This window comes from Haloarcula sp. CGMCC 1.2071 (genome assembly GCF_037078445.1).
GTDB lineage: Archaea > Halobacteriota > Halobacteria > Halobacteriales > Haloarculaceae > Haloarcula > Haloarcula amylolytica.
In genome coordinates, this window is record NZ_JAYMGY010000005.1 from 116,221 (window position 1) to 134,216 (window position 17,996).

General features: G+C 59.5%; 11 protein-coding genes. 6 read left to right on the forward strand and 5 right to left on the reverse strand.

What is annotated here, in order from left to right; translation table 11 throughout:
- The first annotated feature begins 16 nt into the window (after positions 1–16).
- Positions 17–391 carry an SHOCT domain-containing protein gene (locus tag VI234_RS12205; RefSeq protein ID WP_008311777.1) on the forward strand — a complete coding sequence of 125 codons (375 nt, stop codon included), beginning with the start codon at positions 17–19 and terminating at the stop codon, positions 389–391.
- Positions 392–452: 61 nt separating this feature from the next.
- Here the strand turns inward: VI234_RS12205 and VI234_RS12210 are convergent, their stop codons facing one another.
- Positions 453–1,562 carry a guanosine monophosphate reductase gene (locus VI234_RS12210; protein WP_336330155.1) on the reverse strand — a complete coding sequence of 370 codons (1,110 nt, stop codon included), beginning with the start codon at positions 1,560–1,562 and terminating at the stop codon, positions 453–455.
- 160 nt (positions 1,563–1,722) lie between these two features.
- Here VI234_RS12210 and VI234_RS12215 point away from each other — a divergent pair, with 160 nt between their 5' ends.
- Positions 1,723–2,985 carry an ABC transporter substrate-binding protein gene (locus VI234_RS12215; protein ID WP_336330156.1) on the forward strand — a complete coding sequence of 421 codons (1,263 nt, stop codon included), beginning with the start codon at positions 1,723–1,725 and terminating at the stop codon, positions 2,983–2,985.
- A 1,682-nt stretch (positions 2,986–4,667) separates the two neighbouring features.
- On the opposite strand, the gene VI234_RS12220 is transcribed toward VI234_RS12215, so the two are convergent.
- The gene (locus VI234_RS12220) at positions 4,668–6,614 is read right to left on the reverse strand and encodes a hybrid sensor histidine kinase/response regulator (protein ID WP_336330195.1); all 1,947 of its coding nucleotides are present in this window, start codon (positions 6,612–6,614) and stop codon (positions 4,668–4,670) included.
- 241 nt (positions 6,615–6,855) lie between these two features.
- Here VI234_RS12220 and VI234_RS12225 point away from each other — a divergent pair, with 241 nt between their 5' ends.
- Positions 6,856–10,755 carry a PAS domain-containing protein gene (locus VI234_RS12225; RefSeq protein ID WP_336330157.1) on the forward strand — a complete coding sequence of 1,300 codons (3,900 nt, stop codon included), beginning with the start codon at positions 6,856–6,858 and terminating at the stop codon, positions 10,753–10,755.
- 70 nt (positions 10,756–10,825) lie between these two features.
- Here the strand turns inward: VI234_RS12225 and gdhB are convergent, their stop codons facing one another.
- From gdhB to VI234_RS12240, 3 genes are all read right to left on the reverse strand, one after another.
- Positions 10,826–12,121, reverse strand: a complete 1,296-nt coding sequence (gene gdhB / locus VI234_RS12230; protein ID WP_008311769.1) for a glutamate dehydrogenase GdhB — start codon at positions 12,119–12,121, stop codon at positions 10,826–10,828.
- 2 nt (positions 12,122–12,123) lie between these two features.
- Positions 12,124–12,267, reverse strand: a complete 144-nt coding sequence (locus VI234_RS12235) for a rubrerythrin-like domain-containing protein (protein WP_005533309.1) — start codon at positions 12,265–12,267, stop codon at positions 12,124–12,126.
- 126 nt (positions 12,268–12,393) lie between these two features.
- On the reverse strand, positions 12,394–15,261 hold the full coding sequence (locus VI234_RS12240) for a bacterio-opsin activator domain-containing protein (RefSeq protein WP_336330158.1): 2,868 nt from the start codon (positions 15,259–15,261) through the stop codon (positions 12,394–12,396).
- A gap of 334 nt (positions 15,262–15,595) precedes the next feature.
- Between VI234_RS12240 and VI234_RS12245 the strand changes: the two genes are divergently transcribed.
- The 3 genes from VI234_RS12245 to VI234_RS12255 all read left to right on the forward strand — a co-directional run bounded on the left by VI234_RS12245 (position 15,596) and on the right by VI234_RS12255 (position 17,919).
- On the forward strand, positions 15,596–15,898 hold the full coding sequence (locus tag VI234_RS12245; RefSeq protein ID WP_336330159.1) for a hypothetical protein: 303 nt from the start codon (positions 15,596–15,598) through the stop codon (positions 15,896–15,898).
- A gap of 120 nt (positions 15,899–16,018) precedes the next feature.
- Positions 16,019–17,272, forward strand: a complete 1,254-nt coding sequence (locus tag VI234_RS12250) for a Glu/Leu/Phe/Val family dehydrogenase (RefSeq protein WP_049943018.1) — start codon at positions 16,019–16,021, stop codon at positions 17,270–17,272.
- Positions 17,273–17,373: 101 nt separating this feature from the next.
- A complete protein-coding gene (locus tag VI234_RS12255) occupies positions 17,374–17,919 on the forward strand; it encodes a ribbon-helix-helix protein, CopG family (protein ID WP_008311757.1) in 546 nt (181 codons plus the stop codon).
- The last annotated feature ends 77 nt before the right edge of the window (positions 17,920–17,996 follow it).

Sequence of the window (17,996 nt, forward strand, 5' to 3'; positions counted from 1 at the left end):
CACGGAGTGAACATATATGCCTGAAACTACGGACGACACACGGCTGGTCACGATCCTGCTCCTCATCATTGGTGCCTTCGTCATCGTTCCGATGGTCTTCATGGGCTTCGGGATGATGGGGTTCGGGCCGATGATGGGCGGTATGTGGGGAAGTGGAATGTGGGGCGGCGGAACGATGCCGGGCTGGATGTTCGTCGTCGGAATCGTGATGCGACTCCTGTTCCTAGCCGCCATTATCGGCGGTGGTTACCTCGTTTACAGGGCCGTAGTCGGCAGTGAGAATGACACGGACCAAGCGTTCGAAGAACTCAAGCTCGCCTACGCCCGCGGAGAGCTGACTGACGAGGAATACGAACAGCGACGGGCGACACTCGAACGCGATACGGAGTGATTTACCGTCTCTTTTTGATGCCCTCGATAGGCAGCTAGCCTGTCCAGTCGTTGCTATCAGTTCAGTCGTCGCTGTCGACAGTTGCTTCGGTGCCGGCGTCGCGGACCTGCGTCGCTTCACTCTCCACGTTGACCCCTTCCCAGTCGTGGTCTGTGTGGAACCCCTCGCGTTCTTTCGCGCTCTGGGCGACACGGATGAACTCCGCCTTGTCGCGGGCCGCAGCGATGGTGTGCCCGCCACAGTAGGAGAGCCCGGAACGGATGCCGGCACAGAACTCCTCGGCCACGGCACCGACAGAGCCTTTGTACGGTGTCAGCGCTTCGACTCCTTCGTCGGCGCTGACGTTGTTCTGTTTGTCATCACGGTCCTCGGCCGCGGCGGTGGTCGCCATCCCTCGTGATCGCTTGTACCGCGTGCCATCGACTTCGACGACCGCACCAGGGGCCTCCTCCGTGCCGGCAAAGAGGCTCCCGAGCATCACGGTATCTGCCCCGGCCATCAAAGCCTTCACCGCGTCACCGGACGTGCGAATCCCGCCGTCCGCGCAGATAGTGACATCGAGGTCCTCGGCGGCTGTGGCACAGTCATCGACGGCGGTTAGCTGGGGGACGCCGGCACCCGCCACTTTCCGGGTGGTGCAGTGTGATCCGGGCCCGATGCCGACTTTGACACAGTCGGCCCCGGCGGCGGCGAGGTCTTCGACGCCCGCGGGCGTCGCGACGTTGCCGGCGATGATGTCGGTGTCGGGGAATTCGTCGGCGAGGGTTTCGACGGCATCGAGCGTCCGGTCGAGGTGACCGTGGGCCACGTCGACGACGAGCGCATCGACACCGGCCCCAATCACGGAAGCGCTCCGTGCGACGTAATCTTCGTTGATGCCGACGGCCGCACCGACCTGTTCGTCCGCTGCTTTCACCTGCTTTACCTGCTCGGCCTGTTCTTCGGGCGTAAGGAACCGGTGCAGGACCCCGAACCCGCCCGAACGCGCGAGTTCGATTGCCAGGTCTGCCTCCGTGACGGTGTCCATCGCGGCGGAGACGAGCGGTGTGTTCAGTTCAACGGTCGGAGTAAGGGGTGTCGAGAGGTCGATGTCGCTCCGACTGTCGACCGGTGACCGCTTCGGGACGAGAAGAACGTCGCCGTAACTCAACCCAGTGCGTAAGTCGTTCATACCCCGCTAATCGAGCCCCTCCTAGCACAAAAGCAACTCGGATTAGAGATGCCCCACCGGGTGCGCGGCCACGACTCGTTCCGCGTGGCTCGGTTGCTGTGGTTTTTAGGACGGGCTAAAAATCGAAGGCTATTTGTTACTTTAGGCTGGGCTAAAATCCATGGCGAAGACAGATCCGGACGAAACGTGGCCGACGCGGAGAGAGTGCGTAAAGTACGGGGCCACGCTGCTGACCGCTGGCTCGCTCGCGGGTTGTTCTGGGGTTTCGAGTGAGGCCACCGAGTCGGGGGAAACCAAGGCAGGACCCGACCGGTCTTTTTCAGGGACGATGGCACCGGTCGGCGAACTCAGACTCGAGTCGAGCCCGGAAACTATCGTCGGCGGGTGGGGATTCGAGGAGGACATCCTGACTGCACTGGGGGAGGCCGACAAACTCATCGCCGCCGAAGGGAACCAGTTCTGGTTTACCGGGTTTTACGACCAGCTTCCCGGCGTAGACGTACCTGATCCCGACTCACTGGAGTTGGTCCGGACAGACGACTGGTCGCTCCGAACGGAGGTGCTCTACGAACTCGACCCGGACCTGTTCGCTACTGACCCGAACCGGTTCATTTCGTACTACGGTGCTGACGAGGGCGATATCTCCGAAATCAACGATTCGATTGGGCCGTTCTTTGGGAACGCCAGCCGCCGCAAGCGCGGCGACGACTGGCCCACCTGGCCCGGTGGTGAGTCCTATCCCTACTACGATATCCCCGAATTCGTCAGCAGGTACGGGGCACTGCTCGGAAAGTCCGAGACAGCCGCTGCTATCAACACTCTCTACGAGCAGGCCCTACAGGAGATGCGGTCGCGCGTTCCGCCGGTGTCCGACCGTCCGACCGTCGGATTGCTCAACGCACAGATAAACCCCGGCAACGAGGGGTTCTTCCGTGCCTACAACCCCAGAACTGAGATCGACAAGGCATACGGGAAAAAACAGTACAGAGATCTCGGCGTTGTCGACGCGTTCGAGGGCAAGTACGGTGGTCAGTCCGGGATTCAGGTCGACTACGAGGCGCTCCTCGACATCGATCCCGACGTGCTGGTGTTCCACTTCGGCGTCAATTACCGCGACTGGAACGGCGAGGATGCGCTGAGAAAGACGGTCGAGGGGATGCGCGACAGTTCGCTAGGGCAGGAACTCACCGCCGTCCAGGAGGACGAACTGTACGTCGGCGGATCAGCCTATCAGGGCCCGATCATCAATCTCTTCCAGACGGAGATGCTTGGAAAACAGCTCTATCCCGACGAGTTCGGGGAGTGGCCGGGCGAGATCACCGCCGGCGAGCTCCCGGCCATTCCCGAGGGCGAACAGCTGTTCGACCGCGATGAACTCGCCGACATCCTCGCCGAATCGAGCGGAGGTACCGACTCACAGTGACGGAGTAACGTGTTGCACCGTTGCTGTCGCTGCTCAAAAACAGTGATCACGGGTACGCAACTGACGAGCGGGACGTTCCTGTTGAGGCTGTCACAACCTGCTCAGCGGTGCTGAAACAGTGCGCTGACTGACGCGGCACACGCTTCTGCGAGCAGTTACCTACCATCGGTAGCGGCCACGACAGAGATAGCAGTTTCACGCTTTCGTACGCAAGTACGGCCAAACGGGTTTTGGGCTCCTGCGGGAAAGCTGACGGCGGGTGGCAATGGGCACCTTGTGTGCCACCCACTGCAGTCAGAGGCACGGTGGGTTCTGGACCCGAGGTATGGGTTGGGGGAAGTGGCTCAAAGGAGGAAGGGGCCCAAAACGGGGACCAGAACCCGTGTCGGTGTAATGCGCCGTTCAGCATATTTTTGTGGTAACTCCTAACAGAGTGGGAATTCCACGCAATACAGTCGTCCACGGGACGCACAACTCAGTCAATCACACGAAAGAATGGTACGTTGCTATGGGGGTGGGAGAAATGGGGTGCAACGTACCATTGGAAGTCGTCGGTTTCGACAACGGATTCCAGCCCGAAGCAATCGTGTGGGCGAATCCAACGCGATTGGACAGGGCCCAGAACCCACCTAGCACCGATACGAGTGTATATAAAGCGTTTGTGAAATCCCCACGCCGTCTGTTGGTTTTATCGCAAGCCACTCATTTCTCACTAACTATTCAACCACGCGCGAGACACATCTGCGTTCCAGCAGCATAGGAATGGTGGGCAGCCGGGGGAGTGGCGTGCAACGGCACCATTTGGAGTCGTCAACCACGACGACGGGTTCTAGACCCGGACCGTTTGACGAACGTGATCGGATTCAATGGGGGAGCGGATGCGGGGACCAGAACCCTATCGAATGGCATGTACTTGGTATAAAAAATCGTTGTGACGTTTTATCCCATTTCATTAGCTCTGCGATGACTGAGCTTCCGCAATCGCGGCATCGAGAGGTGGACGATACCCCACACACAGCCAGGGAGGAGCCGTTACAATCACCGATAGCGACCGGCGGTTGCTGGCTGTGGCGTTGCGGAGGACCACGGCACTGGCCGTGTTAACGGAGATCACACGACGGAAACTACCCACTGCCCATGTGTCGTGGGGTCAAGTACAGATCGGACCCGACAGGTAACCCACTGCTAGTCGGGCTGGCATTCATACTGTCGGCTGTAAGTCTGTGAAGCATTTCGCCACCTCGGGGTGGCAAATATCTTGAAATAGTTACAATCGACAGTATCAGGGACACTCACTGCCATCGACGAGCGAGTTCGTATGCAGCAGTAGTCGGCACTGTGATCGTAAGCACTACGAATATGATTTCCTCGACTGTCGGACCGGATTGAGCGATTGCGCTATAGAACACTAATGCGGCGGTAGCGAGGACACCGACTACGGTCGCGACGTACTCGGGGTGTATCCAGCTTTGTCGGGAGGGACTGGAGGACATATGCGATTGGATACTTGCATCTGTGCTAATTCCTGTGGTTTTCCAGATTCCAAATAACCCGAAGGCAAATCGTCTCAGCATCAGTGGGCGTGAAGTAATAAACCAGATCCAGCTTTACCGAGGCAAGAGACATAGTCGATGGGAGTCGTCCAGACTGCAAGGAGACCGGTGCCGATTCGAAACAGTGAGTCATTCGATGATTTCGAGGCCAGTAATCTCAAATCGTGTCCCACCCATCGAGCTCTCGGTTACGCGAATATCCCAGCCATGTGCGTCAGCGACTCGTCTGACGATGTTGAGGCCCAGACCAGTCCCCGATTCGGAAGTCGAGTAGCCAGCCTCAAACACCTTTTCGCGGTCCTCGACGGGGATTCCGGGGCCGTCGTCTTCGATGTAGAATCCGTTGGTGTCATCGAAGATACCGCCGACAACGACAGTGACATCCAGGCCAGCGTGATCGATCGTATTCCTGAACAGATTTTCCAGCAGGTGCTGGAATTGGTCGGTATCCGCTTTTATCAGTGGCTGGGTATCGGCCTCGCAATCGCAGTGCAGTTCGGCCTCATCTGCCGGATCAGATACAAGCTGCCACGCCGCCTCTGCGGCGGCTTCGATGGCAACAGGTTCCAGTGACCCGATTTCCCGTTGCTCCCGCGCTAGCCAGAGGAGGTCCTCTACAATGCGTTCCATCCGTTCAGTCGCTGTCTCGATCACAGCAAGGTGATCGCTCGAATGCGTTTCCTGAACGAGATCCAGCCGACCTCGGATGACGTTTAGCGGGTTCCGCAGGTCGTGGCTGACAGTAGCGGCAAACTGCTCTAGCTGTTCTTTTTGATCCTGCAGTTCCCGTTCACGCTTTTTCCGTTCGGATATATTTCGACCGGTACCGACAAGCCCTATCAGGTTACCGTCCTGATCAGTCAAGCGGTCACCGGTGAACTCGTGGGGAATACGCTTCCCCGATCCAGTAAGGAAGTCCGCTTCGATGGTTGAGTGCCCCGTTGTGAGCGCCTCCTCGATTGCCTCGGCGACTGCGTCCCGTTCGTCTTCCGGAAAAAGACTGCTCGCGTCGAGATTCGTGATTTGCTCGTCAGTGTGTCCGGACACCGTTGCGAATTGTTCATTACAGCGCTGGATTTTGCCCGCAGAATCGAGCACGTAGAATATGTCGGTAAGTGAATCGAGTGCCTGGTCGATAAAGGTCCGCTCTGCGCGCAGTTCGTCTCGAATCTTCAGCGAGTGCATGGCGTGCGAGATGCTATCCCCGAGTTCGTCGAGTAACGCCTGTTCGTCCTCACTAAAGGCAAACGAACGGGACGAATAGACGCACAGGAGACCGTACAGAGTGCTATTGTATTCCAGCGGAACCGCAGCGGTGCTTCGATAGCCGCGGTCGAGTGCCTCCTCTCGCCAGACCTCGAACGCCGGATCATCTTGAATATTCTGTGACGTCGCAATACGTCGTTCTCGAACGGCCGTGCCCGCGGGACCTCGTCCGGTGGGGGAGTCGTCCGCAGTGACAACAATAGTATCGAGGGACTCGTCCTCGACGCCGGCCCAGGCCTGTGGCTCGATTCGGTCTGTGTCAGGATCCCGCTCGCCGATCCATGCGAAACGGTAGGGTTCGGAGTCGCTAATGATCTCACAGACACGGGTTTTGATTTCCGATAGCGAACTCGCTCGGATGAGCGCCTGGTCGATGCTACTGACGAGCGCGCGAACCCGCTCAAGTTCAGCAGCACGCTGATTGGTGCGGTACTGTTCGACGGCGTTTTCGATACGGTTTGCGAGGAGTTCGTATCGTTCCGTACCGTGCCCTTTCCGGAGATAATCGGTTGCACCGGCGGCGATGGCGTCGCTAGCGACCGCTTCGCTTCCCTCCCCGGTGAAGAGGATAAACGGGAGATCAGGGAACTCCTCACGGACAGCTTTGAGGAGTTCAATACCGTCTTTCCCGGGCATTCGGTAGTCGCTGATAAGACAGTCAACGGGAGTTGTAGCAAGTCGGTCGAGCGCTTCAGCAGCACTTGCGGCAGTTATAACGTTGAGTTTACTGGATTGCTGTTCGAGTATTTCGGTTGCCACATCTAAAAAATTCGGTTCATCATCGACATGAAGCACAGCAATACTCGACATCTCTGGCACAATATCGAATGTACCTAATTTCGGAGCATAAACTTGCTGACCCAAATCTCAGATTATATACTCCGATACCGGCGGTGTCTGATTTGTGAGTGGCGATAGATGAATAGATGGCATCTGTGCCACCTAAAATCTGATTGGGATCTGCATCAGAAAGCCGGCTGGACCCCACTCAGGATCTCACAGATGAAAATGGTGCGCTCGATTCATAAAAGCGCGCTGCGTAGGTGTAACAATGAGTTATACAGGTAGTGAGACTTCCGATTTTATTCACGTTCTGTATGTAAACGACGATAGTGACTTTGCTGAGTTGGCGGAGACGAAACTCGTGAATATCTCATCGGGATTTGAAGTCACAGCTGTCGGGACTGTGGAGGCTGCGCTCGACTTGCTTGTAACTTCGACTGTCGATTGTGTAGTCACGTCGTACTCCCTGCCGGACGGGACGGGGATTGATCTCTTAGAGCAGCTACAAGCTGAACAGTACAAAATACCGACAATACTATTTACTGGCCGGGGGAGCGAGCGAATCGCAAGCGAGGCAACGCAGGCGGGCGTCTCCGATTACATCCCGACCCATTCGGGCCAGGACAATTTCGAGTTGCTCGGGCGCCGCATACAGACGCTCGTCGAGGCCGCTCGCAAACAAGCGGTCGCCGAACGACTGTCCGACCGCTTCGAGCGGACGCTGGAACGGGCAACTGACGGGATCTACGCCGTCGACGACGAGTGGCGTATTGAATACATAAACGAGAAGATGGCCAGGCGTGTCGACCGCGACCCCGATGCTATCATCGGTGCCAGTATCTGGGAAGAGTTCCCCTCGATTGTTGGGACGGAACTCGAAGACAAATACCGAACCGCGATGGAGACCGGGGAACCGGTGTCGTTCGAACAGTACCTTGGCGAGCCGTTCGATTACTGGGTCGAAGTTCGAGTGTTCCCGGACGATGACGGTCTCACCGTCTTTTCACGCGAAACAACGGCCGAGCGGGAGCGAGAGTTGGAACTGGAGCGCAGTGAGACAATCCTCGAAACCATCCACGACGCCGTGTTCGTCCTCGACGATGAGGGGACGATCGAATTCGCCAACGCGGCTTCGAAACGGCTGATCGCCGGGGAACAGTCAACGCAGATCGCAGGGCAGCAGTTGGAGACAGTTGTGGGCAACCGTATTTCTACGTCTGATGCAGAGCAGTTTACATCTGCGGTCCGCTCGATGCTCAACGACATAGAAGGCGATGGTGGCGTCACGGGATTGTACGACGCGGACCTGCAACTCGATATCACTACCGGGGGCGACAAGCGGACGTTTGATGTTCGGGTCACACCGTTTCAGAGCAACAAGAGCAATCAAGCGCTCGTCGTTGCTCGGGACATCACTGAACAAAGCGAGGTCAAGCGACAGTTGGAGCGAGAGCGCGACGCGCTCCGAGAGCTCCAGAACATCATGGCAAAGAGCGATGTTTCGGCCGAAACTCGCCTCCACGAACTTCTCGAATTGGGGTGTCAAACCCTCGGTCTCGAAATCGGAATTGTCTCACGCGTTCAGGGCGACGATTACACCGTTACGGCAGCGCACGCACCGGACGCCGAAATCGAACCCGGAGATCAGTTCGATCTCGAATCGACGTACTGCGAGGAAGTTGTCGGGACAGACTCGGTCTGTTCGTTCGCAGACGCAGTCGCTGATGGGAGAGAAACCCACCCCGCGTATCGCGAATTCGAGTTGGAATCATATATCGGCGTCCCACTCGTCGTCGACGGGACCCGGAACGGGACGGTCAATTTTTCGAGTCCGACGACGCGAGTCGCTCCTTTCGGAGCACTCGAGCGAACGTTCGTCGAGCTACTCTCGGAACTCGCGAGCGCCGAGATATCTCGGGGTCAGGACCGGACAGACCTCCAACGTCAGGAGTTCCTGTTCGAACGCGTGCAGGACATCGCAGACATCGGAGTCTGGGAGTACTTCCCGTCGACTGGCACCCTCGACTGGTCTGACGGGGTCCGCCGGATTCACGGTGTTGACGACGATTACGACCCGGTGCTCGACGACGCGATCGAGTTCTACCATCCTGACGACAGAGAGACGATTACGACGGCCGTCGAGCGGGCAATTGCGAACCGAGAACCGTACGATCTCGATCTCCGAATCGTTCGGGCTGACGGTGACGTGCGCGATGTTCGGGCGTGGGGGGAGCGCGTCGACGACACAGAGGAAGACGAGCCTGTGTTGCGGGGCGTATTTCAGGATATCACGGAGCGAAAAGCCCAGGAACGCGCACATCGAGAGCTTGCCGAAGAGTACGAGGCACTGCTCAACACCTCCGGTGACGCCATATTCATGCTCGATGTCGATACAGCCGGTGACGAGCTAGCGTTCGAGTTTGCTCGACTCAGTCCCGGCTACGAGTCACAGACCGGACTCACTACCGACGAAGTTCGTGGCCAGACACCACGGGAAGTATTCGGTGCCGAGCGCGGGGCCGAACTCGCAGCGAACTACACTCGCTGTGTCGAACAGCGTGAGCCAATCTCGTATCAGGAAGAGTTGGACATCGCTGACGACGCACGGTTCTGGGATACGAGCCTCGCGCCGGTCATCCTCGAAGACGAAATCGTCCGAATCGTCGGCATCGCCCGCAACGTAACCGAACAGGTCGAGCGGGAACGCGAACTCGAAACGACGAACCAGCGACTCGAATCACTCATCGAGGCGACGCCACTCACCGTCATGGAAATCGACACCGACGGGACCGTCATCCGCTGGAACGACGGAGCCGAGAACATGTTCGGCTGGTCGCGGGAGGAGGTGCTTGGCGAGTTCAATCCGATGGTCCCGGACGAGCGGCAGGCTGAGTTCGCCTCCCACCGCCAGCGCGCACTGAGCGGCGAACCGATTTGCGGCAAAGAGATACGGCGGGAAACGAAAGGCGGCGAGGAACTAGATCTACTCCTGTCGGTTGCCCCGATCACTGCTCCGGATGGAGAGATAACGAGCATACTGGCCGTTCTGGAGGATATCACTGAACAGAAGCAGTTAGAGTCGAAGCTCCGTTCATTGCAGGCGACTGCGCAGCGGCTCAGTGGCGCACAGTCGAGTGCCGAAATCGGCGACATCGCTGTCGAGGCTGCCGTCGATATTCTCGGGTTTGAGCTCACTGGGATCTGGGAGTATGCCGACCAAGCCGACGAGCTCGTCCCGCTGACGACGAGTGCGGCCACGAGAGAACTGCTCGGTGACCTCCCGCGGTTGGAGTCCGGAGAGGCGCTTGCGTGGGAGGCGTTCGAGGCGTCGGAGTTGCGTAAATACGACGATCTCCAGTCCGAAGTAACACTCGGCAAGGCCGACGCACAACTCAGGAGCGGCCTGTTCGTGCCTCTGGGCGAGTTTGGGCTTATCGGCGTCGGAACGACCCAGGAACAGACGTTCTCTGATACAGACGTGGACCTGTTCCAGATACTGGGTGCGACTGTCGAGGCGGCATTCACACGCGCAAGCCGGGAAACCGAACTGCAGCGGCAGAACGAGCGGCTCGACGAATTTGCCAGTGTCGTCGCCCACGACCTCCGGAACCCGCTGTCCATCGCCATCGGGTTTCTCGACATCGTCGAGGAGACAGGCGACCTCAGTTACCTAGAGCGTATCGAGGCGGCACACGACCGCATGGAGCAGTTGATCGACGACCTCCTGACGCTGGCACGGGGCGAGAGCACAGTTACGGACACGAAGCAAATCGATCTCAAAACCGTGACCACGGAGGCGTGGGGATACGTCGACACCGCTGACGCAACGCTGACAGTTGCTGAAGCGGTCCCGACAGTGGCTGGTGACGCCGGCCGGTTGACACAACTGTTCGAGAACCTCTTCAGGAACGCTATCGAGCATGGTGGGGACGCCGTCACCGTCACCGTCGGGCAGTTAGACGGCAGTGACGGGTTCTACGTCGCGGACGACGGCGACGGGATTCCGCCGGCAAAGCGTGAGGAAGTACTGGAACACGGCGTGACGTCTACCAAAGGAGGCACTGGCTTCGGACTCTCTATCGTAGAGGACATCGCCAAAGCGCACGGCTGGACCGTCCGTGTGACGGAGAGCACTGCTGGCGGGGCACAGTTCGAGTTCCGCTACTGAGGGAAGCGGTGGTCGTGGTTTCTCGGCATCGACAGTGGTGGAACCCGTGATGGAACCGACAGAACCAGTGCTACGGCCAGAGCCCACGCGCTTCGTGGGCCTCCGCGATACGGGACAGGGCGACGATGTACGCCGCATCGCGCCACGTAATGTCGCGGTTTTCGAACTCCGTCCGGACGGCGTCCCAGGCCGCCCGCATCTCTTCGTCGAGTTCGTCGTTCACGCGCTCGAGTGACCACGACCGACGGTTGATGTCCTGTAGCCACTCGAAGTAGCTCACCGTGACGCCACCGGCGTTCGCCAGGATATCCGGAATCACCATGACATCTCGGTCAGCGAGGATGGAGTCAGCGGTGGACGTGGTCGGGCCGTTTGCCCCTTCCACGACGAAATCCGCGGCGATGTCGTCCGCGTTGGCCTCGGTGATGACGTTCCCGAGTGCGGCCGGGATGAGGACGTCGACGTCCAGCGTCAGCAGCTCGTCGTTGGAAATCACGGTGTCGGCGTACTCGGTGACTGCTTCCGGTTCCTCGTCGTGTGACGGTACTGACGCCGTATCGATTCCGGCGGGGTCGTACATTGCTCCGTTCACGTCGCTGATCGCGACGACAGTCGCGCCCCGTTCGTCGAGTAACCGTGCTGCGTTCGCACCGACACTGCCGTAGCCCTGTACTGCGACCGTGGTCTCTGACAGCGGCTGGTCGTAGTACTCACAGACCAACTGTGTGATAATCGCGACGCTCCGACCGGGCGCGTCTTCACGCCCTTCGCTCCCACCGACAATCGGGGGCTTCCCAGTGACAACACCGGGAATTGTCTCGCCTTCCTGCATGGAGTAGGCGTCCATCAGCCAGGCCATCGTCTGTGGGTCCGTTCCCATGTCCGGGGCGGGAATGTCCAGATTCGGGCCGATGACTTTGCGGAGTTCCTGTGCGAACCGGCGGGTGAGCCGTTCTTTTTCGTCTCGGCTCAGCGTTTTCGGATTGACCGCGATACCGCCTTTCGCGCCGCCGAAGGGGAGGTCCATCACCGCGCATTTCCAGGTCATCCAGATCCCGAGGCCGACGCATTCGTCCCTCGTCACGTCGGGGTGATAGCGAAGCCCGCCTTTGTACGGTCCCCTGACGCTATCGTGCTGGGCTCGATATCCAGTGAACACGTCGACTGTGCCATCGTCGCGCTCAATCGGAACGGTGACTTCGTGGACGTTTCGCGGGTGGTTCAGTCGCTCGACGATGTTCGGGTCGATATCGAGGTGGTCCGCGGCTCGGTGGAGTTGTAGACGGGCTGTTTCGAGCGCTGATTCTGGCTCGGGCGGCGTCGGCGAGTCTTCCGAAGGAGAAGCGGAGCTCAGTTCCGATCCCATCGTTATTCCAGCGGTGTCAGTCGGTTTCGCATTTCACCGCCACAGTCCTGACAGTTCTCCGGTTGGCTCTCTGCAGTGATGACTTTGCCACACGCAAAGCACTCGTACGGTGTCTCCTCGTCGTGGTCTTGCTCTACATCTCTCATGTGTATTCACGAGTGACGGTGTCCGACCGTCAGTACTCGATTAAGGAATAGAAGGACATCAAAGGAATATTCAGAGGTTAAACAAAGAAGCAGGAGTTGATTAGGTTGTTTATTATTGAACCCCGTTCACGACTCCAGACCCGAGACACTCCGGTCTTCGAACAATGTGGTGAACAGCTTCCGCTGGACAGTCCGGACGTGCTGGTAGAACGCCGGCGGAGAGATTTCAAGCATCGTCGCGATGTCCTCGCCGGACTTCGTGCGCGGTGACTCGAAGTAGCCGCTGTAATAGGCGGTCTGAATCACTTCTAGCTGGCGCTCCGTGAGGTCCATGAGGAACTCCGAACTCCGGTCCTGCTCGATACCCCGTTCGAGCGTCTCCTTGCGCTTGAGTTCGACACCGGAGAACGTGCTGTCGACCAACTGCGCGATGTTTCGAACGTCGACGCTCTGTGGCACATCGACGACGAGTGTCGTCCCGTCCGGATCGGCGGTCGCTTCCCGGAAGATAGCACCGTGGTCGGCCAGTTCTAAGGCGAGGAACGGCTGTGACAACTCCAGCCGCAGGACGCCGCGCTCGGTGTCGTCGTCACTGATCTGTGTCACGTCGTCAATCGACGTCATCTCCGCCGCAGCCGCCGCGACCGTTTCCACGTCAGCGTCTTCGACCGTGACGAACACGCTGTTACCAGCCGGCGCGTGCTGGATGCCGCCCTCGTAGGAGAGGGTACACCCCGCCGACCGGGCGAGTCGCGACAGGAGGAACCGCTCGTCATCGATGCCAAACTCGACGCGGGTCACCGACGTCGTGAGCAACGCGTGTTTCCGTTCGATGGCGCTGAGTGCCGAGGCGATCGTCTCGCCGAGTTCGCGCAACACTGTGCGCGTTGTCTCGTCGAACGCGTCTTTCGTGTCCGCGTAGATGGTGAGAATGCCGTGCCTGAGATCGTTGTACACCAGCGGGATGCTCAACACCGAGAGGAAGTCGCGCGTGAGCGCGTCCGACCGCCACGGCGCGTTCCGGAGGTCGGCGGCGACGTTAGGGATCATCGTCACTTCACCGGTCGCAGCCGTCTGGCCGGCGGGCTCGGTCTCGGAGTCCGCGACGGCGATTGATTGACTGTCGAGATACCCCTGTTCGTTGCCGGCCCACGCTCGCGGTTCGACGGTATTACCGCCCGGATCGACGCTCCCGATCCACGCGAACTTGAATCGGTCCGTGTCAGTCAGCCGTTCGCAGACAGTGTGGTTGATCTCTTCCTGAGTTTCGGCGCTGACGATCGTCTGGTCTATCTCCCGAATCGTGTTGTTGATGTGATTCAGGGCGGTCAGTTGCTCGTTCTGTCGCTGGAGTTCACGGTCCTGTTCCCGGAGCTGAGATTCTCGGACGACTCGGTCGAGAGCAGCCTCGGCGGTCGCTGCGAGCAGGTCGGTGAGTTCCTGTGTCACGTCGTCGAACACCCCGACGGCTGTCGAGCCGCTGACGAACACGCCGTGGTTGCCCAGCGGAATGAACATGACGCTCCGGAGGTCGGTCGCCCGGTTTTCCAGTCGGTCCGACGTGTGGACGTCGTCGAACACGAGTGTCTCATCGTTGACGAAGCTGTGGCTCGGAAGCGTGTCGTCGTTCGTGCGGACGGCCGGCAGCGGCCCGTGGTGGTCGGTCATCGCCTGTGACTGTGTGACAGGCTGGAGCTCGTTCGTCTCGACGTCGTGCAGGTAGATGGCACTCGCGGAGACGTCGAACACACTGAGCACGTCGTCGACGATGTGGTGGGCGATCTCCTGATCGGTCTCCGTGTAGAGGAACTTCCGTGCGGTTTCCTGCAGCGTCGCCAGCGCTTCCTCGCGCTGTTTCCGTTTCGTGATGTCCCGGCAGCTGTACAGCAGTGTCCCGCCCTGAATCGCGACTTCGCGGACGTTGACCAGCAGCGTGTGCTCGTGGCCGGCTTTGTCGGTGACGGTACACTCGATGTTCTTGAGCACGCCCTTCTCGGCGAGTTCAGCACGGTCGAACAGGTCCTCGCCGAGGAGCGTGTCGATAGTTTCCTGCTCGCGGATCTCGTCGTCGGTGTAGCCGAAGATGAAGTGGACGTTCGGGCAGACGTAGGTGTACTCCCCGTCCTCGTTCGTCATGAGGACGGTGTCGGTCATGTTGCTGAGCGTGACCCGGTGGAGTTCCTCGGACTGGCGGAGGTCACGGTCGAGGGTGACCTGCTCCGTGATGTCTATCCCTTCGATCACGATCGAGGTGACGTCGCCGAAGTCGTTCTCGACCGGCCGAACCGAAAGCTCGATAACGCGGTCCGTGGCCGTGGTCGGCCGGTGAACGACTGCGTTACCGAACTGCCCGTCGCGTGCGGCCTCCACGAGCTGCCGGATGTCGCGTTCGGTCGCCTCGGACTGTGCCCACCACGGCAGCGTCCAGAACAGGTCACCGATGACCGCGTCCACGTCCTCGTCGATCATCGCCCGTCCCGTCTGATTCACACGGGCGAGCGAGCCATCCGGGTCGAGGACCCAGGTGGCCGTCTGTGTGTCGTGAAAGACGGCGTCGAACTGCCGCGCCCGTTCGCGCTGTGTGATCGCTCGGCGAGTGGACTGAAGCGCGCTCCCGGTTCGCTGGATCAACTCGTCTATCTGCAGACCCTCCGGCCCTGTGAGGGGAACGTAGTCGGAAACGCCGGCCTGGATTGCCTCGCTTGCCAGGGCCTCGTTGCCGTCCGCGGTTCCGAGGACAACCGGGAGGTCCGGAGCCGAATCCCGGAGCTGTCGGACCAGATCAGTGCCACTCCCGTCGTCGAGTGTCTCGCCCGTGACGAGACAGTCGACCGAGCGCTCCCGAACGGTATCCAGGGCTTCCGATGTCGTCGCAACGGTGCGAACAGCGGCCTCGGTGCTCGCGCTGAGAGCGTCTGAGAACGGCTCGGTCCAATTCGCCGAACCGACGACGAGAACCTGGGCCGTGTCGAGTGGACTCCCGGCGTCGCTCATCTGATTCTCCCGGGCACAGAGCTATCACTGAGACCACTGGCGCTATGCGTGGACGCTCGTTCGAGTTGTCGCCACCCGTCGGGAACGGGGTGTTTCGGTTGCCGTGTTCTGTATGGAGGGTTCAATAGTAAACACCTGGTGTCTGGTGGACTTCGTTGCTAAACAATTTAGTATTTGCTTATTCCCGCGGTCGTTCCGATAGAGTGCCATCGGTCGACGGCCGGTACTCGAGGAGACACATGACGGACATCACACAGACGCCGACACGGTCGGTCCCTGCCCGTCGTTCGGGCAGTCGCGAGACAATAGCTCCCGCCGATTCAGCTCAGCTATGATGGACGTACAACGTCGCTTGACGGAGAAGAGAGCTATCAGGCACGTCGAAGCGCCGACGTCGATGCCAGTGTTCCGTTCCGTGACGCGAGTCTGGCACTTCCCCAGCGGAGACGTCCTGCTCGAACGTGCCGAACGTCGTGACTGTCTGATCCCGGACGTCGACCGGGTCGACGTTCCAGTACGTGGAACGGAACAGGTTGCGGACGCTGTGGCACTCGATACGAACACCGCTGTTCGGGTGACGGACAATACAGGAAACGTAGTTGTGTCAGAATTTGATAAGAATGTGAAGATAGGATAAGAGATTCGGATTCAAGCGCGGTTGTAAGCCCCTCTTTTAGTTCCTACTATATCGAATGATATAGTAATTTTCCTGGTAGAAATAGATAGCTTTTGGTATCTCGATGAATCCCGTGGATATATGTCTGATGTAAATCCGTACCAGAGTCTACGGACACAGATAGATGCAGCAGCACAATATTTAGACATTTCAGAGGGACAGCTGGAACGGCTGAAAACTCCCGAGCGGATACTGGAAACGAACCTGTCTGTCGAGATGGACGACGGGTCGGTCGAGGTGTTCCGTGCGTACCGGTCACAGTTCAACGGTGACCGCGGCCCGTACAAGGGCGGAATCCGCTATCACCCGCAGGTGGACCGGGACGAGGTCAAGGCGCTCTCCGGGTGGATGGTCTACAAGACGGCGACGGGCGATATCCCGCTCGGCGGCGGGAAAGGCGGCATCGTCATCGACCCGAGCAACTATTCCGAGAGCGAACTCGAACGGGTCACGCGCTCGTTCGCGAAGGAACTGACGCCACTGATTGGGGCCGACCGCGACGTGCCCGCACCCGACGTCAACACGGGCCAGCGCGAGATGAACTGGATCAAGGACACCTACGAGACACTCGAAAACACGACCGAACCCGGCGTCATCACCGGGAAGGACCTCGCAAGCGGTGGCAGCGAAGGCCGCGTCGAAGCGACCGGGCGTTCGACGGTCGTCGCAGCGCGTGAAGCCTTCGAGTATCTCGACAAGGACCTCGAAGGCGCGACGGTCGCGGTCCAGGGCTACGGGAACGCCGGCTGGATCGCGGCGAAACTCATTCACCAGATGGGTGCCAACGTCGTCGCCGTGTCCGATTCGAGCGGGGCTATCTACAGCGAAGCGTCGTTCGACCCCGTCGCAGTCAAGGACTACAAACGCGAAACCGGGAGCGTCGTCGGCTATCCGGACGCAGCGGAGGAACTCACGAACGAGGAACTGCTCACGCTCGACGTCGACCTGTTGATCCCGGCCGCACTCGAGAACGCCATCGACGAGTCCCTGGCACATGACATCTCCGCCGATGTCATCTCTGAGGCCGCCAACGGCCCGATTACCCCCGCAGCGGACGACGTTCTCAGCGACCGCGAGACGCTGGTCATTCCAGATATCCTCGCGAACGCAGGCGGCGTCATCGTGTCGTACTTCGAGTGGGTCCAGAACCGACAGCGCTTCTACTGGTCCGAAGAGCGCGTGAACGAGGAACTGGATTCGATCATCGTCGAGCAGTTCGGGAACCTCGTCGACGCCTACGAGGAACGGAACCTCCCGTCGCTCCGGACCGCCGCGTACGTCGTCGCACTCCAGCGGGTCATGAACGCCGGCGAGCAGAGCGGCACCTGGCCATAGGCGAGTCCCAGACCACGGCCAGTCACGCGTCGCTGACGGGTCCGAGAGCGCTCTGTCACCAAACGACACGATATTAAGGCCGTCCAGCGACGAGGGGCACTATGCCAACCGACCGCGTCACCGTCTCTCTCGACGAGGAGACCAAGGAGACGTTAGAGGGGCTGACCGACCGAACTGGGGAAAGTCAAAGCCAACTGATCCGCGAGGCAATCGCGTTCTACGCGGCGAACTTCGACTCGGCGCACGCAAGCGACAGCGACCACCTCCAGACGTACTACGAGATGCTCTCGACGGGCGAACATGTGCTTCTGGACATCGACTTGCTGCACGCACTCCTGAGCCAGTTTAGTGATCCAGCACAACGTGACGAGGGGGTTCTCGAAATGATCGATCAGGTAGCCCAATACCACGCCCAGGAGTACGCCGAGCGGTTCGATTCGCTCGAAGACGTTCTCGAATGGCTCTCGCTGTGTGGGTTCCTGACCGTTCGACGGGACGAAAAAGGGAGTTTCCACGTTGTTTTCCCATCCGAGTCGGTGCGATGGTTGATGATCCGGTTCATCCGCGGTAGCATCACCGACCTCCCGTTCGAAATCGAAATCGAAGAGAGCGTTTCGAAAGTACTGTTGCGAGAGCGGGAACCGTGAATACCCCCCGCCCGGGACGCAAACCGACTCGAATCCGGTGGTGGAGTGTTGCATACTTGTTCACACATCTAGTGACG

Bases quoted from the DNA above. Each gene is read 5' to 3' on its own strand.
- VI234_RS12210 (WP_336330155.1), bottom strand. From the start codon at position 1,562: ATGAACGACTTACGCACTGGGTTGAGTTACGGCGACGTTCTTCTCGTC.
- VI234_RS12250 (WP_049943018.1), top strand. From the start codon at position 16,019: ATGTCTGATGTAAATCCGTACCAGAGTCTACGGACACAGATAGATGCA.
- gdhB (WP_008311769.1), bottom strand. From the start codon at position 12,121: ATGGGATCGGAACTGAGCTCCGCTTCTCCTTCGGAAGACTCGCCGACG.
- VI234_RS12240 (WP_336330158.1), bottom strand. From the start codon at position 15,261: ATGAGCGACGCCGGGAGTCCACTCGACACGGCCCAGGTTCTCGTCGTC.
- VI234_RS12215 (WP_336330156.1), top strand. From the start codon at position 1,723: ATGGCGAAGACAGATCCGGACGAAACGTGGCCGACGCGGAGAGAGTGC.
- VI234_RS12220 (WP_336330195.1), bottom strand. From the start codon at position 6,614: ATGTCGAGTATTGCTGTGCTTCATGTCGATGATGAACCGAATTTTTTA.
- VI234_RS12245 (WP_336330159.1), top strand. From the start codon at position 15,596: ATGGACGTACAACGTCGCTTGACGGAGAAGAGAGCTATCAGGCACGTC.
- VI234_RS12235 (WP_005533309.1), bottom strand. From the start codon at position 12,267: ATGAGAGATGTAGAGCAAGACCACGACGAGGAGACACCGTACGAGTGC.
- VI234_RS12205 (WP_008311777.1), top strand. From the start codon at position 17: ATGCCTGAAACTACGGACGACACACGGCTGGTCACGATCCTGCTCCTC.
- VI234_RS12255 (WP_008311757.1), top strand. From the start codon at position 17,374: ATGCCAACCGACCGCGTCACCGTCTCTCTCGACGAGGAGACCAAGGAG.
- VI234_RS12225 (WP_336330157.1), top strand. From the start codon at position 6,856: ATGAGTTATACAGGTAGTGAGACTTCCGATTTTATTCACGTTCTGTAT.